Below are 23,287 nucleotides of genomic sequence, written 5' to 3'. Positions count from 1 at the left end.
GCGGGCGCTCCTCTAGGAGGGATACGGACGGCACTGCATCCGCTTGACCACATGGAAGAAGTTACCAGGAGTAAGTATAGGCTCGCCGGCCTCAATGTCGGGGCAGCGGGTGAGCAGTTCGGAAAACAGTGCCCGGATCTGGAAGCGCGCCAGCTGATTGCCGAGGCAATGGTGGATGCCGCCGCCGCCGAAGGCCACGTGCGGGTTCGGGTGCCGGGAGAAATCGAGCTCGTGGGGCCGATCGATGGCCAGCTCGTCGCGGTTGGCCGAGGAGTAGAAAAGCACCACCTTGTCGCCCTTGGTGATCTGCACCCCGTCGATCTCGCAGTCCCGCGCGGCGGTGCGCCGGAAGGTCATGATCGGGGTGGCCCAGCGGACGATTTCCTCGGCCGCGGTGGCCATCCGGCCCGGCAGGTCGGCCATCAGCCAGGCTCGCTGGTCCGGGTGCGTGGTCAGCGCGCGCATCCCGTGGGCCAGGGACTGCCGGGTGGTGTCGTTGCCCGCGATGGTCAGCAGCACGAAGAACGACCCGATCTCGTGGTCCTCGAGCCGTTCGCCGTCGACCTCGGCCTGCACCAAGGAGCTGAACAGGTCCGGCCCCGGGTTGGCCCGGCGGTCCTCGATCAGCTCGGCCGCCAACTCGTGCATGTAGATCACCGAGTCGAACAGCATCGTGATCGCGGACTCCTTGGTGTCCCCCGCGTATTCGGGGTCGCTCCAGGAGGTGGCCTTCATCATCCAGTCGGCGGCTTCCTGCCGCTGGCCGTCGGGGACGCCCATCATGTCGTTGATGTTGTGCATGGGCAGCAGGTTGGCGCACTCGGCAACGAAATCGACCCAACCGTCGGGCGACTCCTTCGCCTTCTGCAGCAGGTTGTCCACCACCAGCGCCGCGTTGGCGTTGATCTGGTCCTCGATCCGTCGCATCTGACGGGGCGTGAAGGCGGCCGCCATCAGCCGGCGCAGCGAGGAGTGCCGTGGCGGGTCCATGGCGATGATCGACTGCGCGGCCTCCAACGTCTGTACCGGCACGTTCTCCATCAAGATGCTCGGGCTGGACAGGAAGTCCTCGGGCCGCCGGGTCACCTCGACCAGGTGCCGGTGCGTGGTGACCGCCCAATAGCCGTAGTCCAACGGCTCGTCGATGAGCTGGTCCTCGAAGGGGGGTTGCCAGGTGATCGGCCGCTCCTTGCGCAGCACGGCGAAGCTGCGCTCCCGCTCGTCCATGGTGGCCCACCAGAACGCCTTGGTGGACAGGTTGATCTCGTCGTACGGGCGGTCCGGATTGCCACTCGCGTTGGACGCCTCGGTGTCCTCGTCTTCCCACAGCGCGTTGAACGTCATGACGGCCTCCTCGCCGGGCACCAGCCTTTCGCTTCCGCAGCGCGCCGGCCATGGCTCGGCGGACCGAGCTTCACCACGGCCATCAGTGACCGCAGTACAAGATCAGGCGAACAGAGCCCGCAGACCTCGGACGGACTCCTCGGCCGCCGAGCGAGCGCCGGGGTCGATGAGCAGGTTGATGAAGGCGTGCGGCAGCGAGTCATAGCGACGCAGCTCGACCTTGGCGCCGGCCGACCGGGCCCGATCGGCGAAGGCCTCGCCCTGATCCCGCAGCGGGTCCATGCCCGCCGTGGCCAGGTAGATCGGGGGCAGTTCGCCGAGCTGATCGGAGTTGATCGGGGACAGCTTCGGGTCCTTCTCCTGGCCGGGGTTGCAGTAGTTGGCGAACATGTCGCGCAGGCAGCCGGCCGACAGCAGCGGGCCCTTCTCGAACAGCTTGTCCGAGGGCCACGCGTCGAAGTCGGCGTCGACCACCGGGTAGAGCAGCCAGGCGCCGCACGGCCGCCGCTCCTCGCTCAGCGTATTGAGGCACACCACGATCGAGGCGTTGCCGCCCGCGCTGTCCCCACCGACCGCGATGCGGGCGGGGTTCACGCCGAGTTCCGCGGCGTGCGCAGCGGCCCAGCGGAACGCCGCGGTGCAGTCCTCCACGGCGGTCGGGAAGCGGTGCTCGGGTGCCTTGCGGTAGCCGACGGACAGCACCTTGCACGCGCCGCGTTGCGCGATGAACTTGCAGGCCTGCGCGTGGGAGTTGATCGAACCGACCACGAAGCCGCCGCCGTGGAAGAACACCAGCAACGGGGCGTCCGCGCCGACGCCCTCCGGCGTGAACAGCCGCGCGGGAAGGCCACCCGCGCTCAGGTCCCGGCTGGTCACCTTCCCGCCGCGGTGCACGCCGGCCACGGTGATCAACACGTCCAGGCCGCGACGCACGGGGTTGGACGGGTGCCTAACCGCCGCGTGCAGGGTGGGCGTGAACGGTCCACACAGCACCCCGAGCAGCGGGGACAACCGCTGGCCGTCGGTCCTGTGCAGGCCTGTACGTGAGCTACTCATGCCATTCCTCCCGATTACCCCGACACCTGACGAGACGTCAGCTCTGTTGGTCGAGCACCACCGGTCCGAGCAGGTGGGCGGCGCGCAGCGCCAGTTCCACGTCGGCTCGGTCGGAGCGCAGTGGCCGGCCGCGCAGTGCCTCGGCCCGGCCGATCCGGTAGACCACCGAATTCTTGTGCAGGTTCAGCTTCTCCGCCGCGGCGGTGTGGCTGGAACCCAGATGCAGGAACACCCGCACGGTCTCGCGCAACCGCTCGGTGGCCTCGTCATCTCCTGCCAACCCACCGAGGGTGTCCTGCACCCAGGTCCGGGTGGTGGCCAGATCCGTGCACAGCAGGGCGATCGCGCCCACCTCGGCGTAGTCGGTGACCGGCCCGCAGCGGCGTCCGGCGGCCACCGCCACCTGCCGGGCCGCGCGGGCCTGACGATGGCTGGAGCGGAAGCCGGCGATACCGGTCGCCGGTCGACCCAGCGCGGCGCGCGGCCGCGGCTCGGGTACCGCCTCCAATATCGAGCCAACGGTCGGGGCGGCCGTCTCGCCGGGATCCCCGCCGGGCAACCCGATCCAGACCTGCACGCTGTCCGCGTCCGCCGGCACCGACAGATGCAACCCGTCCAACGCCGCGGCAATCCGGGTGGCCAGCTTCTCCAAGGTGAGCAAGCCCTCCCCGGGCGCACCCATTTCCCGGTCGAACCACAGCAGCAACCCCAGGTGGGTCTGACCCAGGCGATAACCCAAGGAAGCCTCGGTGGCGGGCACGTCCACGTCGTCGCCATCCAGCAGCGACTTGATCATCCCGGCGCGCAGCATGGAGTGGTGCTGGGTCCACGCCTCGCGCTCCCGTTCGTAGGCGACCACCAATTGCTCGGAAACCGTGTCCACATACCCGGTGGACTGGCGCATGGCCACCACACCCGCCGCCGCGGCATCGGCCGTGCTCACGTCGGGATCGGCCGCGATCTCGGCCAGCAGCATCTCCACGAACGAGGCGTGCCCCAAACGGAACGCCCGCAGCAGCGCGGACAACGGGATCGCCCGCTGGGCCAGCCGTCGGGTGTACTGCAGGGCGGCCTCGCCCGCCTCGGAACTGCGCGGGTCGAGGTTGTTCTCCAGCACCCGCAGGCCGCCCATGACGCTCTCGTGGGTGGACGCGGCCAGCATCGCGAGCAGGTGGTCGTCGTCATGCTGCAGCGGCGCGATCTCGCCGGCGAGCATGTCGACCATCCCGTCGATCAGCTTGCCGCGTTCCGCGCTCATCCGTTGCGCCGCGGCGGACACCAACACCGCGGCGGTCCGCATGGTCAGTTGCGTGCGCCGGCCGGATCGTTCGCGGCGCGGTGATTACGCGGCGGCACCTCGAGTTCCAGCGTCGCGCTGTCCAGGAAGGCACGCAGTTCGGCCATGGCCGCCTCCTTCCACTCCTCCAGCGCCTCGCTGACCGCGGCGGCGCGCCGGCTCTGCGCTCGCATCTGCTCGACGATCAGCACCACCGCGCCCAGCGCGATCAGCGCCAGCCCGCCCACACCGCCGGAGGCGAGATAGGGCAGTTGCAGCACGATGTCGTCGTTGCGGCGCACCCCGAGGTAGCCCAGCAGAACGCAGAGTAGGCCGGCGGCCACCAGAGCCGCGGCGAGCGCCTTGAGCCCCAGGTCACCGAGCTTGTTGTTCATGGTGTCTCCCTCTGAGGTCCTTGGCCGACTACAGCGCGCGCTTGAGGACGATGATCATGGTGCCGATGCCGGCCAGGGCCGCCAACAGAACGTATCGATAGCCGTCCCGGAACTCACCCGGCAGTGGCGAGGCGACCCGGGCAGGCAGGGCGAACAACGGTTCCTCCGCCGGTGCGGTGGCCGGGTTCAGCTGCCCGGTGCCCACCGGGGCGGGTGCGCCCGGCGGCAGGCCCGGCGTGAGCGGGGCGCTCGCCGGCGCGGCCACATCCGGCGCAGCCGCGGCCGACCCGGCGGGGGCGCCGGCCACCGGAGCCGCCACTGGCGGTTCGGTGCGCGGCCGGGCGGTCGCCGAGGCGTACACGCTGCCCAGGCGCCATTCCTCGTCGGTGCCGATGTCGCTGGGCCGCGGGAAGGCGTCCGGGTAGTGGTAGCGGAAGGAGAACACGGCACCGGAGACTGTCGCGCCCTCCGGGATGCTCTGCGTCTGCATCGGGGAGGGGGTGAACGTCAACCCTTGTGCGGCCAGTTGATCCATGCCGGCCTTGAAGGCGGTCAGCGCGTCCGGCGGCAGCGCGACCTGGTTGTCGATGCTGATGCCCTTGCTGTCGATGGTGACCGGCACGCCGGCCAACTGCGCGCCGAAGGTGTGGACGGTCAGCGTCGGGATGGGTTTGCCGCCGGGCGCGATGCTCACCGAGGCCACGCTGTCCACCGCGGCGATGGTGAGCGCAGTGGCCCCGGAGCCGATCACCACGTTCTGCACGCTGGTGATGGCCTTGGTGCTCACCGTGCCGTCCGGGGCCACCGCGCTGTCGCTGCGCGAGCTGGACGCCCCGGAGCTGAACGGGGCGGAGGACACCGCATTGCCTGCCGCCTGCGCGGTGGCCGTCGGGGCATCCTCGGAGTTGGCCCGGGCAGCCAGGTCCGCATTGCGCACCTCACCGCTGTCGGCCCCGCCGTACTGGCCGGCCGTCAGGTGGGCTTCCTTCGGGGCAGTGGTCGAGGGCGGGTCCTGCGCGTTGATCACCGAGGGCATCGAGGTGATGGTGTTCGGCGGTGCCGAGGTGACCACGAAGGTGTCACCGAGTTCGCCCAGGGTGAACCCGGCGGCCATGCTCAGCGACTTGCCCAACTGCACCGAGGACTTCGAGTAGAGGAAGCCACCGGCGCTCTCCACCGGTACCCGGCTGATGACGCCGTACGGGGTGGCGTAGCTCGTCGCGACGAACGTGGCCAGCGTGCTCGGTGGGTCGGCCTTGGCGGCCGGACCCCAGCCCAGCACCAGGACCCCGGTCAGGCCCAACGCCCCAGTACCGGCCAGCACGCGTAGCGCACGTCGCGTGTTGCTCATAGCTGTGCCCGTTGATGAGCTCGCAACTCGCTCATAGGTAAGCCTCCTCGACAGCGCCGACCCGAACTGCGGCTTCCGGCGTACCGCTGTAGGCCACCCGGCCCTTCTTCAGCACATAAACGCGGTCGGCCACGTCCAGCGCCCGGTGCACGAACTGTTCAATAAGCAATATGGACAATCCGGCCCGGTTCAGCTCCACCAGGCGGGCCAAGATCTCGTCAACCACCAGCGGGGACAGGCCCAGCGACAACTCGTCGATCAGCAATAGTTGCGGGTCAGACATTAGTGCCCGGGCAATGGCCAGCATCTGCTGCTCGCCGCCGGACATGGAGCCCGCGGCCTGACCGCGGCGTTCGCCCAGCCGCGGGAACAGCTCGAACGCGGTGCGCACCCGCTCGTCCACGACCTTGCCCTTGCGCCGGTCCGTCCAGGCACCCAGCCGCAGGTTGTCCAGCACGGTCATCTCGGGGAACACCCGGCGGCCCTCCGGCACGTGCGCCAGGCCCGCCCGCACCGCAGCGGCCGCGCCGTGCCCGTCGATGCGCACCCCGTTCACGCTCACCGTGCCCGCGCGGGGCCGGACCAGGCCGGTCACCCCGCGCAGCGTGGAGGTCTTGCCCGCGCCGTTCGGGCCGAGCAGGGCGACGATCTCGCCCTTGGCGACCTGCAGCGAGAGACCACGCACGGCCAGCACGGAACCGTAGGCAACGTCGAGGGACCGCGCGGCCAGCAGCGGCTTCTCACCCGCGCCCACACCGGCGAAGGCCTTGGCCTCTTCGGTCATTGCCATCAGGCCACCGTGCTCCCCAGGTAGGCCGCCCGGACCTCTTCGTTGGCGCGGATCTGCGCCGGCAGGCCCCGGGCCAACAGCTTGCCGAAGTTCAGCACGTACACCCGGTCGCAGATGGCCAGCACCATGGTCACGTCGTGCTCGATGATCAGCACGGACATCGCGCGCTCCCGGCTGATCCGGCGCAGCAGGTTGCCGAAGTACTCCGACTCGGTGCTGTCCATGCCCGCGGCGGGTTCGTCGACGAGCAACACCTCGGGGTTCATCACGATCGCCCGCGCCACCTCGACCATGCGCTGGGTGCCGTAGGGCAGGTCGCCCACCGGGGCGTGCAACACGTCGTTGAGCCCGCACTGCTCGGCGGTTTGGTGCACCACCTTGCGTGCCGCCCGCTCGGACCGGCCGGCCAGGCCCAGCGCGCCGAGCACGGCGCCGGTGCCGTAGCTGCGGTGCTTGCCCAACAGCAGGTTCTCCTCCACCGAGAGGTGACGGAACAACTGGGACTGCTGGAACGTGCGGGCCAGACCCAGCCGAGCGCGCTCGCTGGCGGGTAGCGTGGTGATGTCCTTGCCGTTGAGCACGATCTTGCCCGCGGTCAGTTTCTGTGCCCCGGTCAGACAGTTGAACAGCGTCGTCTTGCCCGCGCCGTTCGGCCCGATCAGGCCGACGATCTCGCCCGGCTGCACCTCGACGTCGATGTCGTCGTTGGCCACCAGGCCCGCGTAGCGCTTGGTCATCCCGGTACCGATCAAGTGCCCACTCACCGGCGTGCCTCGCTTCGATCGGTGCGGCGCCGTTGTGGGCGTGCACTGTGCCCATTGATGAGCTCGCTGCGCTCGCTCATACGTGTGCACCGCCCCGCACCAGTCGCGCCCGAATCACGGTGCCCTCGGGCAGCGGCTCTTCGATCTGCACGTGTACCACCGGCGACCGGTCGGGCCGTTCGGTGTGGGTTTCCGGCACGAACGAGCCGTAACGGATCGGTTCGCCGCGGATGGCGTCGGCCAGCGTCTTGCGCGCGTTGTGCAGCATGCCGACAACCCCGTCCTGTCCGGAGAGCAGCATGAGCAGCAGCGAAACGCTGGACACCAGGTACAGCCGGACGTCGAACAGGTTCACCAGCGGTTGCCCGGTGGCCAGGAACGATCCGCCGATCACCGCACCGAGAATGGCCTCGGCCCCGCCGAGCACCGGCATGGCCAGGTAGAACAGCGACTGCAGCACACCGAATTGGTCCGCGCCCGGCGTGGAGCGGAACAACATGCCGTAGAACAGCCCGGCCACGGTGGCCAACGCGGCGGACGCGGCGAACACACCGACCTTGTACGGCGCGATGCGGATGCCCATGGCGGCCGCGGCCTGCTCGGAGTCACGGATGGCGAACAGCACCCGCCCGGTGTCGGTGCGCCGGACGTTCCAGGCCAGCAGCAGCGCCACCGCCAGCACCACCAGCACGGCGTAGTACAGACCGCGGTCGGATTCGGTGGACCAGCCGAGCAGGGTCTTGCGCGGCACTTCCACGGCGGTGCTGCCGCGCAACTGCGGCCGGGTGAAGAAGTAGCGCTGGCAGGCCACACCGAAGGCCAATGTGGTGATCGTCAGATACACCCCGCGCAGGCGCAACGAGGGCACGCCCAGCACCAGGCTGATGGCCGCGCCGGCCGCGGCGATGATCGGCACGGCGAGAACCAACGGCACGTTGTGGTTGAGCAGTTTCGCGCCGATGTAGCAGCCGAAACCGAGGAATGCGGCGTGACCGAGGGAGATCTGCCCGGTCCAGCCGACCAGGATCACCAGTGACAGGCCGACCAGCGCGTAGGTGGCGGACAGCGTGCCGTAGAAGTGCGCGACCTTCGGGGTGAAGACCGGCCAGAGCACCGCGGCCGCGGCCAGCACCAGCACGCCGATGCTGTCCAGGCTGAGCAGGCTCGATCGTTGGGTGCGGGCGCGGGCCATCAGAACTCCGCCACCACGTCCAGCTGCGGCTTGCCGGAGCGAGCCACCAGCACCACCAGCAGGGCGATGAAGACCAACAGCTCACCGATCCCCGCGGTGGACGCGTAACCCTGGCTGAGGCTGAAGATCAGCCCGACGGCCAGGCCGCCGGCCCCGGCCAGCGGCAGGCTGTTGAACCCGCCCAGCGCCGCGGCGACCAGGCTGGAGATCAGCACGAAGGTCAGGCTGATCTGGTCCAGAGAGTTCAGGTGGATGTACATCAGGCCGGCCAGCGCGGCGCTGGCGCCACCGATGGCCCAGGTGGCAGTGATGATGCCGTTCACCGGCAGTCCAACGATGCGAGCCGCGCCCGGGTCCTGGGCGATCGCGGTGACCCCGGCGCCGAACCAGGTGCGGGCCAGCAGCAGGTACAGCCCGCCGGACAGCAACACCACCGCGGCCGCCGTGGCCAGCTGATGCACCGTCACACCGGTGTTGCCGATGTGCACCACGTGGTCGGAGAACACCGAGGCGATCGGCGGGTTGTTCGGCCCCCAGATCTGCACGGTGAGTTCGGAGAACATCAACAGCACTCCGGTGGTGACGGTCAGCGTGGCCAACGCTCCGCGGTGGCGCACCGGGCGCACCGCGAAGCGTTCCACGCCGGCGCCCAGCACCGCGCCGAACAGGATGGCGGTCACCGTGGCCACCGCCACCGGCATGCCGAACTTGCCCATCAGCGTGTAGTGGAACAGGAACGCGGCGAGCACCCCGGTGGCGCCCTGGGCGAGGTTGATCACCCGGGAGACCCGGTAGGTGATCACCACGCCGAGGGCGACCAGCGCGTAGATGGTGCCGTTGGCCAACCCGGTGACGACGTATCCGAGGAACTTGCTCATCGGCGTACCTCACGGCCGGCAGCGCGCCGAACTCCCCGGCGTGCCCTATGCCTATTGATGAGTTCGCTGCGCTCTCTCATCGAACCCGACGCCCCGCGCTGCGCCTACCCAGGATGCGGCGCGCCTGGTTACGACGCTCGGGCATCACGGCGGCGGGCAGGGCGTCGCGGACGGTGCCACTGGAGGCCGCGGCGGAGCCCTTGTTCAGGCCGAACCGTGCCACCGCCTGCTGCCAGACGAGGTTGTCGTCGGCCTTGAGCATGACCCCGCTCGGGGCGGTATCGGCCAGGTTCGAGAAGTCCAGCTTCAGCCCCAGTGTGGAGTCGAAGTTGGTCATCGACCGGATCGCCTTGAGGAAGTCGTCGCGGGTCAGGTGTGGGCCGGCCTTGCGCAAGGCCTCGACGATCGCCTCGGCGCCCACGTAGCAGGCCTGCTCGTAGAAGTGGTGGAAGGTCTGCGGGAAGTAGTACTCGGTGATCTGCCGGTACTTGTTCACGCCCGGGGTGTTGTTCTTGTAGAAGTCCCAGAAGGAGAACCCGTACATGCCCTTGCCGTTGCTGCCCGCGGCCTGCGGGACGTCGTCCGCGGCCACGTAGCCACCGACGAACGTCGGCTTCCAGCCCACTCGCTGGGCGGCCTGGATGAACTTCACCGTGTTCACCGGGTCGTTGCAGAACAGGACGGAGTCCACGCCGGCGTTCTTCAACGTGGCCACCTGGCTGTCCAGGCTGGTCTCGATCTCGGTGTTGGACGTGGTCTTCACTACCTGCGCCCCGTTGGCGGCGGCGACCTTCTGCACCCGCTGGGTGCAGCCGGGGCCCGCCACGTCATTGAGGAACGAGACGCCGATCTTCTTCAGGTGCAGCTGGGTCACGGCGTACTGGGCGATCAACGCACCGACCGCCGGGCCGGACAACTGCGTCGGGTACATCCACGGGCTGGTGAATTCCTCGCCGTACAGGCCGGAGGAGCCAACCCAGGGCAGCTTGTCCTTGGCCAACGTGGGCTGAACGATGTCCAGGTTGAAGTCCAGGGACGGGCCCATGATGAAGACCTGGTCCTGGTTGGCCAGCTTGTTCAGGCAGCCGGTGGTGCCGTCCGCGGAGCCCGCGGTGTCACAGGTGACGTACTGGATCTTCCGGCCGCAGATGCCGCCGTTGTCATTGATGTAGTCGAAGTACGCACGGGCAGCGTTCTCCGACACCTTGCCGTACTTGTCCAGGTAGCCGCCGTTGAAGAACGTGCCACCGACCTTGATGGTGGTCGCGGTGACGCCCTTGTCCGTGGCTCCGCCGTTGCCGCCCGCGGGGGCGGCCGCGGTGCACCCGCCCGCCGCGGCCGCGGCGGGCTGACCGGCGGTGGCCGTGGTGGTCTTCGCGTCCTTCTTGCCCGCGGCCTTGGCGCCGGCCGCCGGGGCGGCGCCACCCGCGGCGACCGGAGCGGCCCCGCCGGTGGATGCGGCCGGGGCGCCGGGAGCGGCGGCCGCAGCGGCCGCGCCGGTGTCGATGGTGGTGCCGCCCGGCTGGGCGGCGGCCAGCGAGGCGCCGGCGAGCGCCCCGCCACCGGCGGGTGCGGCGGCCGCGGCGGCGCGTTGTTGAGCGACGGCCTGGCGAACCTCGCTGTTCGCGGCACATGCGCTGAGTAGGGTGGTCGTGGCCGCAGCAGCGGCCAGAATACGGAGCGTGCGGTGCGAACGGGGCACGTGCGACTCCTGAGGCTTATGCGGTTCACCGGACTGACCCGCGCCCCAAATTTACGTCCGAATTGTCGCGCCGGTCACTGTAACGACAGAACGTGACCGAACCCTACTTTTCGGTACGTGAACCCAGTAGGACTGCTTGTCGGATTGGTCGGACATCACGCCCTAGGCGAATTTGGCGCGGAAAGTCCGTGTATCAGCCGTCCGGCGGCCCCGGCCGGGGGGTCTGCCAGGGCATCAAGGAGCGGGTGCCGAGCCCGCCGTCAACCGGCAGCACGACGCCGGTGACGTAACTGCTTGCTGGGCCGGCCAGATACAGCGCCGCGTGCGCGATGTCCTCCGGGCGACCTGCGGCCGGTGGGGCGGGGCGACGCCAGGCGTCCGGGCGCGGGTCGGGCTCCACGCCGCGGCGGCGTTCGCCGTCGCCATGGTCGACCGCGATCGAGCCGACCCGGATCGCGTTGGCCCGCACGCCCAGGTGGGCATAGCCCGCGGCCAGCGAACGGGTCATCGCCTCCAGGCCGGCCTTGCCTGCGGAGTAGGCGTCGAAGCCGGGTATGGCCTGCGCGGCGGCGATCGAGGAAATGTTCACGATGGCACCGTGGCCGGACCGGATCAGCGCGGGCAAAAGATGATGGGTCGTCAGGTAGGCGCCGGTGAGCGTGACATCCAGCACCCGGGCCCAGTTGGTCGGCGTCATCTCGCCGACCGGACCGTCGACCTCGCGGGTGTGCAGCAGGTCGGTGGGGCCGGCGTTGTTCACCAGGATCGACGCCGGGCCCACGGCGACGGCCAGGCCGGCGAGATCGGCCTCGCTGGTGACGTCCGCGCCCACGAACTCGATGCCGTGGGTGTCGGCGAAGGCCTTGCCGCGCTCGGCATCGCGGCCACAGACGATCACCCGGGCGCCGCGGTCGCGGAACAGGGTGGCGATCGCTGCGCCGATACCGGCCGTGCCGCCGGTGACGACCGCGACCTCGCCGTCCAGACGGAACGGATCGGTGGGCACGGGACGAGACTAGGGCCGAAATAGTCAAGTTCTCAATGGTTGGGCACTGGACCTTGAGTGCCGCGCGGCATTAGCGTCCGGCTGTGACCGACTGTCCGCACGAGGGCTTGTTCGCCAACGCGGATCCGGACCTGGTGCGCTGCCCGTACCCGATCTACGCGCATCTGCGCGAGGAGCATCCGGTGCACTGGGTCTCGGCGCTGTCCGCCTACGCGGTGACCCGGCATGCCGACGTGCTCGATGTTTTGTTGCGTCCGGAGGACTTTTCCTCGACGCGGCAGTCCGGGCCGGGTGCGGCGACCGCGTTGGCCCGGGCAGTGGCGGCGGACGAGTCCTACCCCGAGGCGGTCCGGGCGGCCGCGGTGCGCCGGGTGGGGATCGCGCAGAAGGGTGCCTCGCTGGTCAACTGCGATCCACCGCGGCACGGCCAACAGCGCACGCTGATGAACAAGGCCTTCGCGCCGCGTCGGGTGAACGCGTTGGAGGCGCCGATCACCGACGTGGCCGAAACGTTGGCCGATGCGTTCGTGCCGAACAGGCGTGCGGATCTGGTGCGAGATTACGCAGTACCGCTGCCGATGACGGTGATTGCCCGGGCCTTGGGCATCGACGACGTGGATCAGCCGACGTTGAAACGGTGGAGTGACTGCTTCGTGCGGGCCAACGGGAAGCCAACGTTGCCGCGCGAGGAGATCGTGGCGCTGCTCACCGGGCTGGACGAGTGCTACGACTACTTCACCGCGGCCATCGCCGACCGGGTGTCCACCCCGCGCGAGGACCTGATCTCGGATGTGGCGGCGGCCGGTGAGGTGCTCTGTCACGAGGAGCAATTGCAGACGTTGACGCTGTTCCTGATCGGCGGGAATGAGACCACGCAGAGTCTGATCTCCTCGTGTGCGGCAGCCCTGGCGATGGACCCGACGCTGCAGGAGCGGCTGCGGTCCGACACCGCGCAGGTGCCCGCGTTCGTTGAGGAAGTGCTGCGTCTGGAGCCGCCGGCGCAGGGCTTGTTCCGCACCGCGACCCGGGGTACCACCGCGGGCGGGGTGCCGATCGCGGCGGGCGAGTTCGTCTGGTTGCTCTACGCGGCGGCCAATCGCGACCCGGACCAATGGCCGGCTGCTGACGAGGTGCGATTGGACCGGGCGGCCGAGGGCAGGCGCCATCTGTCCTTCGCCCAGGGCCCACACTTCTGCCTGGGTGCGCCGTTGGCCCGCGCGGAAGCACGGATTGCTATCGAGGTGTTGTTGCGCCGTACCAGTGCGCTGGCGTTGGCACCGGGGGAGGACTGTGGCTCATGGATGCCGAATTTGGTTCAACACAATCTGACGAGGCTTCAGGTGGTTCTCGAACCGGCATGAGAGATCCGTCGATCGATGTGGAGCGGCAGATCACCGCGGCCCTGCACCGGTATTGCCGCGGCATCGACCGCAGAGACGCCGAGCTGATCCGCTCGGCCTACCATGACGACGGCTTCGACGATCACGGTGATTCCTTCCGGGGCAGCGTCGATGAGTACGTCCCCTGGGTCCTCGGCGTGCTGGCCGAACGCTTCGACTCCACCATGCACACGCTGTCGAACATCTCCATTGCCGCCGACGGTGGCGTCGCCATCGTGGAGAGCTACCTGGTCGCCTACCACGTGACCAAGGGCGGCGGTGCGCTGCGCGTGTTCGGCGCCCGGTACGTCGACCGGTTCGAGGACCGCCCCGCTGCCCGCTGGCGGATCGCCCATCGCACGCTGGTCTCGGAGTGGCAGACCGAGCAGGTCGGCCAGTTCGTCGCGACCCCGCCGGGGACGGCGCCGGCCGCCCGGGACCGGAGCGATCCCTCGTACTGACAAAATCGCTCGGTGGACGGCATCGACCCCGAACGACTGGCGCAGGCCCTGGCGGTGATCGCTGAGGTCGAGGCGCTTCCGCCGGAGCACCCGGATGCGGTGGCGCTGCGCCTGGCGGTGGGTGGCGTCTTCAAGACGGTCAAGGAGCGCCGACGCGCGGAACGCCAGGCCCGCATCCGCGCCGAGGACGACGCGGTCACCGCCGCCACCGCCACCGGGGCGCCGGGCCGCATCGATGACGAGACCGCCGGTGCATTCGGGTTGGCCACGCAGACCGCCACCGACCTGGCCGGGATCCTCAACCGGGCGCGCGGTTGCTACATCTGCAAGGTCCGCTACGTCGAGGTGGACGCGTTCTACCACCAGCTCTGTCCGTCGTGCGCGGCGTTCAACCGGGCCCGCCGCGACGCGCACGCCGACCTGACCGGGAAGCGTGCGTTGCTCACCGGTGGGCGGGCCAAGATCGGTATGTACATCGCGTTGCGCCTGCTGCGCGACGGCGCGCACACCACCATCACCACCCGCTTCCCGTCCGACGCGGTGCGCCGGTTCAGCGCCATGCAGGACAGCGCCGACTGGCTGCACCGACTGCGCATCGTCGGCATCGACCTGCGTGACCCGGCGCAGGTCATCGCGCTCGCCGACTCCGTCGCCGCGGCCGGGCCGCTGGACATTCTGATCAACAACGCCGCGCAGACTGTGCGGCGCAGCCCCGGCGCCTACTCCCACCTGGTGGCCGCGGAGACCGCACCGCTGCCCGAGGGCCTGTTGCCCGACGTGATGACGTTGTCCGGTGGGGTGCGCGAGCACTCGAAGGAGTTGACCAATCTGGCCGAACACCCGCTGACCCCGAGCGCCCTGACCGAGCTGGCACTGATCGGGGGTTCGGCGGCGCTGGACCGGGTGGCGGCGGGCAATGCGATCGACGCCGGCGGGCTGGTGCCGGATCTGGCGCCGAGGAACAGCTGGACCGACGTGGTCGACGAGGTCGACCCGCTGGAACTGCTCGAGGTCCAACTGTGCAACTCCACCGCGCCGTTCCTGCTCGTCTCCCGGCTGCGTGCGTCGCTGGCCGCCTCGCCGGCACGACGCACCTACGTCGTCAACGTCTCAGCGATGGAGGGTCAGTTCGCCCGCGGCAACAAGGGTCCCGGCCACCCGCACACGAACATGGCCAAGGCCGCGCTGAACATGCTGACCCGCACCAGCGCGCAGGAAATGTTCGAACGCGACGGGATTCTGATGACCGCGGTCGACACCGGTTGGATCACCGACGAACGCCCGCACCCCACGAAGGCCCGGCTGCACGAGGAGGGCTTCCACGCCCCGCTCGACCTGGTCGACGGCGCGGCTCGGGTCTACGACCCGATCGTGCGCGGGGAGGTCGGCGAGGACCTGTATGGCGTCTTCCTCAAGGACTATAAACCCGCCCAGTGGTGAGGCCCGGAAGGCACAATGGACCCCATGCACGAGGTGGCGTCCAAGAAGAAGAACCAACCCGCGCCGTCGCAGGTGGTCTTCGAAGCGCTCACCGACCCCGACCGCGGTCCGCACCGGCAGTGGTTGTCCATCCGGTCGAGCGAGGTCCGGCCGGTCGTGCTGGAATCCGAGGCGCCACGGCTGGTCGTGTGGTCCTCGCTTTGGGAGGAGCGTCCGGATGCGCGGGTGCGCTTCGACCTGACGCCGTCCGCCTCCGGCTACGACACAGACCTGCGGTGGACCTTGCTGCTGGACGACCCGTTCCCGGACGAGAGCACCGTGCGCGCCCTGCGCCACCGGCTGAATCAATTGATCAACGCCAACCTGCGTTACTCGTTCGGGCAATAGTCCCGATCCGGGGGCCGAGGTCGACCCCGCGGCGTTGGTTCGTCGTCGAGGCGATGCCCACGACGCCATCCGCCTACTCCCGAGTGTTCGATCCAGCCGGCCCGCTGTCCGGGTCGAACGGCTGATAGCCCATGAACGCGTTCAGCACCACGGCGATCATCCCGATGCCCAGCGCGTAGGTGGCCAGACCGCCCAACTCGGTGGGCAACCACGGGTAGTCGGCGTTGACCACAATCCAACTCGGCATGGCAATGAACGCGTACGTCCCGGCCACGCTGACGGGCACCACGATCACCATGACCGCGGCGCGCCAGCCGGTGAGGATGTGCTGGTAGCGGTAGGCGAAGGCGGCAGGCAGCAGCGCGCAGCCGATGACGTTGCACGGTGTCCACCACAACGGGAGGCTGTGCCACCACATCGGCTGGTTGCCGTAGTACTGGTACATGCCGCCGGCGGTGACCAGGATTTCCTCGAAGATCGAGTAGCTGATCCCGACGCCGAGCACGAGCGCCCAGACCTGCCAGGCCTTGGGTCGACTGCGCAGGGCCTTGAGCATCAGCCCGGCGAATGCCCCGGCGCCGAACCAGCCGCCGACGATGAACCAGCCCATCCGGCGGCCGAAGATCTTGAACGCGAAGTCGCCGGAATGGACGGGGTAGTAGACCATGCCGACGATGTCGAAGAAGACCTCGGGAAAGACCACCGCAATGGTGCCCAAGCCGATGAACAGCGGCAGGTAGTCCCGGTTGCGGATGGCGTCCCGGATGGCCACCGCGAAGCCGATCGTGCCAAGCCCGCCGAGCAGGACGATCGCCCAGATCGTGTGGGTGTGGTTGTACGGGAAATCCGCGTTGGTCGGCACCATCGGGACCCCGGTGTTCTCCCCGAGCTTCACCGCAGGGACGTTGCCCGGCGGGCTGCCGATGCCGGTGATCACCAGGTCCAGCACGACCAGCGCGGCGAACCCGCCGACCAGTGCGGTCACCAGCCGGTTGCGCGGGCGGGCGGGAACCGCGCGCCGCGTCCGCGGCTTGTCACTGAGCACGGTCATGACGCACCCTCTCCACCCAACACCCGGACCACATTCTGCTCGCCGTCGACCAGGATCCGGTCCCCGTCGCGCAGCACCGTGGTGCCGCGTTCCGTGCCGATCACGTACGGGATGCCGAGTTCGCGCGCCACGACCGCGCCGTGGCTCGCCGAACCGCCCAGGTCGATGACCAACGCCTCGGCCAACGACATCAGCGGCGCCCAACTCGGATCGGTGAACCGGCAGACCAGGATGTCGCCCTCGTCGAGTTCGATCGCGTTGTTGACGTCGAGCAGCACCCGCGCCCGGCCCTCGACCCGTCCGCCGCCGGAGGCCGCGCCGGACAACTCGACCGGACCATCGGTCGGGCTCAGGTCGGGCACCACCGGCTCGGGCATGCCGGAGAAGAACACCGGCAGGGTGACCTTGCGGTGGGCGTCGCGATACCCGCGGCGGGCCAGCACAATCTCGGTGACGTCGGGGAGTCGGCCGGCCGACAAGGCCTGACACTCGGCGATGGTCAGGTAGAACGCGTCGTCCACCTGAGCCAGTGCGCCCTTGGCGACCTGTTCGGCGCCGAACTCGCGGGTCGCCTTGCGCACCCCGTCGATGCACATGAGAAAGGAGGCCTTGCCGACCTGCAGTGTTCGGACGATGTTGCGTACCCGACGCAGTAACCACTGCACCGACGCCCGGCGCAGCCGCGGCGTGGCCGCGAGCAGCGCCTGCTCCGCCTCCTGCCCGATGATCTTCGCCCGTGCCTCGCGGCCGGCCGGCCGTTCCGCTCCGCGGCCCGCATAGGTCTTGGCCAACACCCGCACCGGCGTCGGGTCCTCCCGCCACACAGTCGCGCTGGGGTTGCCCTCGTTCGGACCGTGGTAGCCCCACTGGGCGAGGAACTCATCCTCCGTCAGCTGTCCGTGCGCGAGCCGCCACAGGTCGTCGGCCATCCGGGTCTCGAGCACGTCGCCCACCCCGGACATCAACCGGGTCGCCAGCGCCGGGTCGCCGGCCTTGGTAGCCGCGTCCACCATCGCGCTCTGCGCGCCGGCATACACGAACCGCCAGGCGCAGTGGTGGGAGAACACGTCGATGAATCGATCGCGGGCGGTCACCAGTCGGTCCACCGGCGTGCCCGGTGTCTCGCTGCCGAACACCTCGCGTCGCCACCAGGCGTAGGTCTCCGCGTGCTTGGCATGGATGACCTTGCCCTCGCGCAGCAACGTGCGCGGAGCCTTGGCCAGGATGATCGGGATGCGCCGCGGGTCGCCCTTCACCGGCGGTGCGTCCGAGCGCACGCTGCCGCACAGGTCGCGTTCGAAGTCGTCGCCGCTCACCCCGGGCAGCGAGGCCACGGTCGCGCGCACCACGTCGACATTGATGGCCGGGCGGCCGTAGAAGACCGAACAGCCCCAGTCGTTGGTGTCCGCAGACGGCTTGGCCGAGGTGGGCAGCACCCCGAACACCTGCATGGAGAACAGCCAACCGATTTCCGCCGACCGGCCCCAGATCTCCATGCACATCGGGGAAAGCACGTCCGGTGCGGCTTCACCGAGGTTGGTGGTGGTCCAGTACCGACCGGGTTGGCTGGTCCCGAGCGTCGGGTCGCTCACTATCGCCAACGCGGAACCTCCGTGGGACAGACGGATAGCTTGCCTCTCAATAGTTTGTACCTCGACTATTTTTCCCGCAAGACCTAGGGTGACCGTCATGCCGCGCTTTCTGTTCGGCGACTTCGACCACCGGGTGGTCGTCGGCGCCTTCCGGCCGGACCGGAAACCATGCTCGTGCAGGATCCGCAGCAGGGTCTGCCGCTGCAGACCTCGTGGCTGTACGGATTCTTCCGGGACTCCGCCGGGCTCACCTACTGCATCGAGCGCAAGTTCGTCGGATCGCTGACCAGCGGGTGCTTCGTGATGACCCAGGACGGCGACGCGGGCAACGAACTCAACGTGCACGCCGACTCCGGGCGCAGTGCTCGCGGGGAGTTGCGCCGGGTGCTGGACGGCCCGGAGCGGGTCTGGTCCGAGCCGGTCTTCCAACGGTTGCCCGCCGGGATCGTGCCGGCCGGGGAGCAGCCAATGGCGTTGCGCTGGACAAAGGACGGGATGGCCTACAGCGAGGGCGACATCCTGGAGGTGGCCGGGCCGTCCGTGGGGCTCGGCGTGCAGTTTTACGCGGCCTCCCGTACTCACCCGATGCTGTACTCCTCGACCTGCCACTGGGTGCGCGGCACCATGCAGGGCCGCGCGGTGGCCGGGCCGCTCTGGTTCGACAACTCCTACTGGGTGCACGGGCTGGAGTGGAAGGAATACGGCTACTTCAACGACCTGCAGATCATGTGGCACGTGTTCTGCAACGCCTTCGATGACGGCTCGTTCGAGTGGGGCCACCTGGTACTGGGCCGCGACGGGTTCACCCCGGGCGTGATCGTCAATGGGGAGAGCGTGGTCGCGGCCACCCCGGACCTGCGCGCCAAGTTCGTCATGACAGATACATCAGAGCGGGGCGGTGCTTGGCCGGAGAGCGCCACTTTCGATCTGGGCGACGTGCAGTACGACTTCGTCGGGCCGCACACCGGGCGGATGACGCAGTTCTCCGCCTCTCGGTGGGCGAACTACCGCGCCCAGTTGGGCCGCACCCGACAGGTCGGCGACACCCGCACGCTGGTCGACGGGCTGACCTGGCTGGAGGGGTTCGCGGACCGGGTGGCCGCGGACGGGTTGGCGATCTGAGGCCTCAGGGGCCCGGACGCAGATACCACGTCTCGTTCAGGCTGAGCAGTTTCAGCTTGCCGTCCGCGGACACCCCGAAGCGGGTCAGCGACGCGTGCTCAGGGATGTTCAACCAGGCCTGGTCGTGTCCCAGCGCCACTCCGATCAGTGCGTTGATGACGCCGCCGTGGGTGACGATCACGCCAATCCGGTCCACCGCGGCCACCACGTCGCGCAGCGCTGCCACCGCCCCGTCGCGGAACGTGGCCCAGTCGGTGCCCCAGGCGGAGATGTCCCCGGCCATCACCTGCTCGTAACGAGCGTCGCCGCGGGCCTTGAGCTCGGAAAGCAGCAGATACTCCGGGGCGTTGCGGTCGAACTCGGCGAGGCCCTCGTGCAGTACCACCGGCAGGCCCAGCGCCGCGGCCAACGGCTCGGCGGTCTGCTGCGTGCGCAACAGCGGGGAGCAGTGGATCGCGGTCATCCCGGCCAACGCCGGCACGCCGGCCAGGGCGGCGGCCACCACCTTGGCCTGTTCGTGCCCCTCGGCGGACAACGGTGGGTCGGCCGCGGTCCACTCGCGGTCCACCGCGCCGTGCCGGACCAGCCACAGTTCGGTGTGGACCTTGGTGAGTATCGTCGCGGCCAGCGCCGCAACTGACGCCTCGTCAGTCGACTGCGGTTCAGCCACCGATCAACTCGTTCACCGCGGCGACGATACCGTCCGCCGTGGGATAGCCGCTCAGCCCGGGGGAGAACGGTGTGGGCGTGTACGCGGCGCCGAGCCGCAGCGGCGGGGCCAGCAGGTCACCGAACAGTTGCTCGTTGAGCTGCGCGGCGATCTCCGCACCCGGCCCGCAGAACCGGGTGGCCTCGTGCACGATGATCGCCCGGCGGGTGGTGGCCACCGACTCGAGCAAGGTGTCCATGTCCAGCGGCACCAGCGTGCGCAGGTCGATGAGTTCCACCTGCACCCCGCTCTCGGCCAGTTGTTCCGCGGCCTTGACGGCCACCGGCACCGAAGGTCCGTAGGTGATCAGCGTGACGTCGCCGCCCGTGCGCAATGTGGCCGCGTGCCCGAGCGGGATGTGGTGCCGCCCGGCCGGCACGTCCTGCTTGGTGCCGTAGTAAAGGTTGATGTGCTCGACGAACAGCACCGGGTCGTCATCCTCGATCGCCGCGGTGAGCAGACCCTTGTAGTCACCCGGCGAGGACGCGAACACCACCTTCAGACCCGGCGTGTGCATGAACCACGCCTCCAGCGACTGCGAGTGCTGCGCGCCGAAGCGGCTCTGCCCGACGGTGGTGCGCACCACCATCGGCACCGGGGTGTGCCCACCGGACATGTAGCGCAGCTTGGCCGCGTGGTTCACCAACTGGTCGGCCGCGACCAGGGTGAAGTCGAAGAACATGATCTCGGCGACCGGACGGTAGCCGGACATGGCCAGGCCCACTGCGGCGCCGATGATGCCGGTCTCCGCGATCGGCGTGGCCCGCACCCGGTGCGTGCCGTATTTGGTGGACAGGCCCACCGAGGTCTTGAACACCCCGCCCACCGGATCGGCGATGTCCTCACCGAGCAGCACCACGCGCTCGTCCGCGGCCATGGCCAAATCCAGCGCGCTGGCCACGGCGCCCGCGCCGGTGAGGGTCTCGACGGCCGAGGAGCTCATCGGGGTGTCCTCTCTGGGGGCGACAGCACTACTCTAGTACTAACTAGATGAGCACTGGAGTTTCTGCCATGACCGAGACCCGTCCCGAACCGGCCGCGCTGGAGCAGATGTACCGGCTCATGCTGCTGACCACCGCGGCCGGGGAACGGGCCCGGGCCGAGGTCACCGCCGGACGCATGCAGGCCGCGTTCTACCCGGTGCGTGGGCTGGAGGGCGTGTGTGCGGCGCTCGGTGCTGCGGTGCAGCCGACCGACAAGTTGGTGTCGACCTACCGCAACCTGGGTGACGCGCTGGCCAAGGGCGCCTCGTTGCGGGCGATCATCGCCGAGTTGCTGGGTCGGGTGGACGGCACCTCGGGAGGCCTGGGCGGCCCCATGCACCTGCACGACCAGCAGGCCGGTTTCGTCACCTCCACCGGCATTGTCGGCGCCGGCCTGCCGATCGCGGTGGGTGTGGCGATGGCCGCGCAACTGGAGGGTGCGGGCCGCGCGGTGGTGACGACCCATGGCGACGGGGCCACCTCCATCGGCGCGTTCCACGAGGCGATGAACATGGCCGCCTTGTGGCAACTGCCGTTGGTGGTGGTGTGTCAGAACAACGGCTGGGGCGAGCACACCCCGCTGGCCGAGTACGCGGCGAACACCGACCTGGCTGCTCGCGCCGCCTCCTACAACATGCATGCCGAGACGGTGGACGGCTTCGACCCGATCGCCACCTGGCGAGTGCTGGACGGCGCGCTGCAACGCGCCCGGGCCGGGGAGGGCCCGACGTTCGTGGAGTGCCGGACGTACCGGTTGACCGGGCACTCCGGCACCGCCGACGCCTCCTACATGCCGGCCGACGAACTTGCCGCCGCGATGGCCCGCGATCCCGCCCCGACCTTCCGGGGATGGCTGCTGGCCGAAGACGTGCTGGACGAGGCGCGATTGGCCGCGATCGAGGCCGACGTCGAGGCGGCGGTGACCGACGCCTTCGACTTCGGCTTCGCAAGTGCGTCACCGAGCGAGGACGACCTCTACGCCCACGTGTTCGCCGACCGATCGGCGGTGCCCACCTATAGCCGCTGACCTCTGTGGGTCAGAAGGGCACTTCGTCGTTGCGGGCTGCGCCGGCAAGGACGGTGACGACGGGGTGGGTGTCTCCGTCGATGGTGGGTGGTCGGGTGGTGTAGCGGTCACCGTGTGGGGTGGTGAAGGTGATCGCTGCGGTGTGGGGGTCTTGGATGGCTGACCAGCCGGGCATGTCCTTGACCTGGTGGTGGCGCCGGCACAGGTTGGCGGTGTTGATGGCGATGGTCAGTCCGTCGTAGCGGAATTTGATCTGGTGGTCGATGTCGCAGCGGCGGGCGGGTTGGCCGCAGCCGGGCCGGCGGCAGCGTCGGTCGCGTAGGCGCAGGAACCGGGCCAGTTTCGTGCGTGGTTGGTAGGTGTTGGCGCCGACGTCGAGAAGGTGGCGGGTCAGCGGGTCGGTGAGCAGTAGACGCCAGCGGGCGTCGGTGGCGATGGCCAGCGCGAGGTCGTCGGGGATGGGGGAGCCGTCGGCCATCCGGGCGGGTTCGGCACCGTCGCGGCCCAGCAGTAGGTCGGCGGTGGCCACGACCTGCATCTCGTAGCTGATCCGGGAGGGTTGGTCGCCGGGGTTGCAGATCAGGTCGACGAACACGTCGGCGCGTAACTGATCAGTGGTGCGCTCCTCGCCGGGACCGGTGCAGGTGTGGGCGAGGGTGTCGATGACCCCGAAGGCGGCCAGGGCTTTGTCGATGGGCAGGAACGCGTTGATGGTGGCCATGCCATCGGGCTCGCGGCGCAGGCTGACGCAACGCGCCTTGGGTGCCTCCGCCACGCGCTGCTTGAGCGCTTGGGCGTCGAGGCGTTCGATGGTGCGCCGGATTTTCTCGCGCAGCCGGGCCGGGTTGAACCCCTCGGCGACGGCCAAGGTCTCGGCCTCGACCTGCCTGCGGATCGCGCGGTCGCCGATGTTGACGGTCTCCTCCAGGATCACCAGCATCTTGCGGTAGGTCAGCTTCCCCGCACACAGCGCATCGAGGGTGGCGGGCAACCGGCCGGCCAACGCGTCTGCCTCACCGATGCGCCGATCCTGCCCGGACGCGCACAGGCCCAGGCGCGACGCGATCTCGGCATGGGCGGATTTGAACGCGTCCTGCTGATGCCAGGGCGGGGCGGTGGCCATCACCCGGTCGATGTGCGCGGCCATGGCCCGCATCTGGTGGCCCAACGCGATGGCTTGGTTGCGTTCCTCGCGTGCGATCAGATCCAACGGGTCCGGCTCGGCCCACCCCGGACCCGGGTCGTCGCGCTCGGCGGCGGCAATGTCCTCGTCCGAGCGCAGCGACCACAAGTACGCGAATTCCTCATCGGAGATCGACGATGCGGTGGACTCGAACATATGTTCAGTATTGCAGAGATATCGCTATAAAACAAGAAAAGTT

At 69.2% G+C, this 23,287-nt stretch carries 22 protein-coding genes; 6 read left to right on the top strand and 16 right to left on the bottom strand.

Features of this window, described 5'->3' with window-relative positions:
• Positions 1 to 12: 12 nt before the first annotated feature.
• From VGJ14_10445 to VGJ14_10395, 11 genes are all read right to left on the bottom strand, one after another.
• Positions 13 to 1,344 (bottom strand): cytochrome P450, encoded by a 1,332-nt coding sequence (locus tag VGJ14_10445; protein HEY2832834.1) that lies wholly within the window; start codon positions 1,342 to 1,344, stop codon positions 13 to 15.
• Positions 1,345 to 1,446: 102 nt separating this feature from the next.
• A complete protein-coding gene (locus VGJ14_10440) occupies positions 1,447 to 2,400 on the bottom strand; it encodes an alpha/beta hydrolase fold domain-containing protein (GenBank protein ID HEY2832833.1) in 954 nt (317 codons plus the stop codon).
• Between the two features lie 37 nt (positions 2,401 to 2,437).
• Positions 2,438 to 3,700, bottom strand: a complete 1,263-nt coding sequence (locus tag VGJ14_10435; GenBank protein ID HEY2832832.1) for a helix-turn-helix domain-containing protein — start codon at positions 3,698 to 3,700, stop codon at positions 2,438 to 2,440.
• Between the two features lie 2 nt (positions 3,701 to 3,702).
• Positions 3,703 to 4,071, bottom strand: coding sequence for a hypothetical protein (locus tag VGJ14_10430; GenBank protein HEY2832831.1), 369 nt, complete (start codon positions 4,069 to 4,071; stop codon positions 3,703 to 3,705).
• A gap of 28 nt (positions 4,072 to 4,099) precedes the next feature.
• On the bottom strand, positions 4,100 to 5,422 hold the full coding sequence (locus tag VGJ14_10425) for a hypothetical protein (GenBank protein HEY2832830.1): 1,323 nt from the start codon (positions 5,420 to 5,422) through the stop codon (positions 4,100 to 4,102).
• 31 nt (positions 5,423 to 5,453) lie between these two features.
• Positions 5,454 to 6,212: an ABC transporter ATP-binding protein gene (locus VGJ14_10420; protein HEY2832829.1), complete on the bottom strand. Its 759-nt coding sequence runs from the start codon at positions 6,210 to 6,212 to the stop codon at positions 5,454 to 5,456.
• Positions 6,212 to 6,976, bottom strand: a complete 765-nt coding sequence (locus VGJ14_10415) for an ABC transporter ATP-binding protein (protein ID HEY2832828.1) — start codon at positions 6,974 to 6,976, stop codon at positions 6,212 to 6,214. Before VGJ14_10415 ends, VGJ14_10420 begins: the two co-directional genes overlap by 1 nt.
• A 76-nt stretch (positions 6,977 to 7,052) precedes the next feature.
• Positions 7,053 to 8,168, bottom strand: coding sequence for a branched-chain amino acid ABC transporter permease (locus VGJ14_10410; GenBank protein HEY2832827.1), 1,116 nt, complete (start codon positions 8,166 to 8,168; stop codon positions 7,053 to 7,055).
• The gene (locus VGJ14_10405) at positions 8,168 to 9,046 is read right to left on the bottom strand and encodes a branched-chain amino acid ABC transporter permease (GenBank protein ID HEY2832826.1); all 879 of its coding nucleotides are present in this window, start codon (positions 9,044 to 9,046) and stop codon (positions 8,168 to 8,170) included. Before VGJ14_10405 ends, VGJ14_10410 begins: the two co-directional genes overlap by 1 nt.
• 76 nt (positions 9,047 to 9,122) lie before the next feature.
• Complete coding sequence (locus VGJ14_10400) at positions 9,123 to 10,748, bottom strand: ABC transporter substrate-binding protein (GenBank protein HEY2832825.1); 1,626 nt, start codon at positions 10,746 to 10,748, stop codon at positions 9,123 to 9,125.
• 193 nt (positions 10,749 to 10,941) lie between these two features.
• Entirely contained in the window at positions 10,942 to 11,754 is an 813-nt protein-coding gene (locus VGJ14_10395; protein ID HEY2832824.1) for an SDR family NAD(P)-dependent oxidoreductase, read from the bottom strand.
• An 83-nt stretch (positions 11,755 to 11,837) separates the two neighbouring features.
• On the opposite strand from VGJ14_10395, the gene VGJ14_10390 reads away from it, so the two are divergent.
• From VGJ14_10390 to VGJ14_10375, 4 genes are read left to right on the top strand one after another with little or no spacing between them, the layout of a single operon-like run.
• Positions 11,838 to 13,115 (top strand): cytochrome P450, encoded by a 1,278-nt coding sequence (locus VGJ14_10390; GenBank protein HEY2832823.1) that lies wholly within the window; start codon positions 11,838 to 11,840, stop codon positions 13,113 to 13,115.
• Positions 13,112 to 13,594, top strand: a complete 483-nt coding sequence (locus VGJ14_10385) for a nuclear transport factor 2 family protein (GenBank protein ID HEY2832822.1) — start codon at positions 13,112 to 13,114, stop codon at positions 13,592 to 13,594. The genes VGJ14_10390 and VGJ14_10385 overlap by 4 nt, the downstream gene beginning before the upstream one ends.
• A 12-nt stretch (positions 13,595 to 13,606) precedes the next feature.
• Positions 13,607 to 15,034 carry an SDR family NAD(P)-dependent oxidoreductase gene (locus VGJ14_10380; GenBank protein ID HEY2832821.1) on the top strand — a complete coding sequence of 476 codons (1,428 nt, stop codon included), beginning with the start codon at positions 13,607 to 13,609 and terminating at the stop codon, positions 15,032 to 15,034.
• Positions 15,035 to 15,058: 24 nt separating this feature from the next.
• On the top strand, positions 15,059 to 15,421 hold the full coding sequence (locus VGJ14_10375) for a hypothetical protein (GenBank protein HEY2832820.1): 363 nt from the start codon (positions 15,059 to 15,061) through the stop codon (positions 15,419 to 15,421).
• 73 nt (positions 15,422 to 15,494) lie between these two features.
• Here VGJ14_10375 and VGJ14_10370 read toward each other — a convergent pair whose 3' ends face one another.
• Both VGJ14_10370 and VGJ14_10365 read right to left on the bottom strand, forming a co-directional pair.
• On the bottom strand, positions 15,495 to 16,472 hold the full coding sequence (locus VGJ14_10370) for a hypothetical protein (GenBank protein HEY2832819.1): 978 nt from the start codon (positions 16,470 to 16,472) through the stop codon (positions 15,495 to 15,497).
• Positions 16,469 to 18,064, bottom strand: a complete 1,596-nt coding sequence (locus VGJ14_10365) for a PEP-utilizing enzyme (GenBank protein HEY2832818.1) — start codon at positions 18,062 to 18,064, stop codon at positions 16,469 to 16,471. The genes VGJ14_10370 and VGJ14_10365 overlap by 4 nt, the downstream gene beginning before the upstream one ends.
• Positions 18,065 to 18,232: 168 nt before the next feature.
• Here VGJ14_10365 and VGJ14_10360 point away from each other — a divergent pair, with 168 nt between their 5' ends.
• The gene (locus VGJ14_10360) at positions 18,233 to 19,186 is read left to right on the top strand and encodes a hypothetical protein (GenBank protein HEY2832817.1); all 954 of its coding nucleotides are present in this window, start codon (positions 18,233 to 18,235) and stop codon (positions 19,184 to 19,186) included.
• 4 nt (positions 19,187 to 19,190) lie between these two features.
• Here VGJ14_10360 and VGJ14_10355 read toward each other — a convergent pair whose 3' ends face one another.
• Entirely contained in the window at positions 19,191 to 19,856 is a 666-nt protein-coding gene (locus VGJ14_10355) for a histidine phosphatase family protein (GenBank protein ID HEY2832816.1), read from the bottom strand.
• Positions 19,849 to 20,838 (bottom strand): alpha-ketoacid dehydrogenase subunit beta, encoded by a 990-nt coding sequence (locus VGJ14_10350; GenBank protein ID HEY2832815.1) that lies wholly within the window; start codon positions 20,836 to 20,838, stop codon positions 19,849 to 19,851. Before VGJ14_10350 ends, VGJ14_10355 begins: the two co-directional genes overlap by 8 nt.
• A 68-nt stretch (positions 20,839 to 20,906) precedes the next feature.
• Between VGJ14_10350 and VGJ14_10345 the strand changes: the two genes are divergently transcribed.
• Positions 20,907 to 21,905, top strand: a complete 999-nt coding sequence (locus VGJ14_10345; GenBank protein HEY2832814.1) for a thiamine pyrophosphate-dependent dehydrogenase E1 component subunit alpha — start codon at positions 20,907 to 20,909, stop codon at positions 21,903 to 21,905.
• A gap of 10 nt (positions 21,906 to 21,915) precedes the next feature.
• Here VGJ14_10345 and VGJ14_10340 read toward each other — a convergent pair whose 3' ends face one another.
• Positions 21,916 to 23,244 carry a DUF222 domain-containing protein gene (locus VGJ14_10340; GenBank protein ID HEY2832813.1) on the bottom strand — a complete coding sequence of 443 codons (1,329 nt, stop codon included), beginning with the start codon at positions 23,242 to 23,244 and terminating at the stop codon, positions 21,916 to 21,918.
• Between the last annotated feature and the right edge of the window lie 43 nt (positions 23,245 to 23,287).

Source organism: Sporichthyaceae bacterium (assembly GCA_036493475.1).
Classification (GTDB): domain Bacteria; phylum Actinomycetota; class Actinomycetes; order Sporichthyales; family Sporichthyaceae; genus DASQPJ01.
The sequence above is the reverse complement of the archived record's forward strand: the minus strand, read 5'-3'. Positions and strand labels throughout refer to the sequence as shown.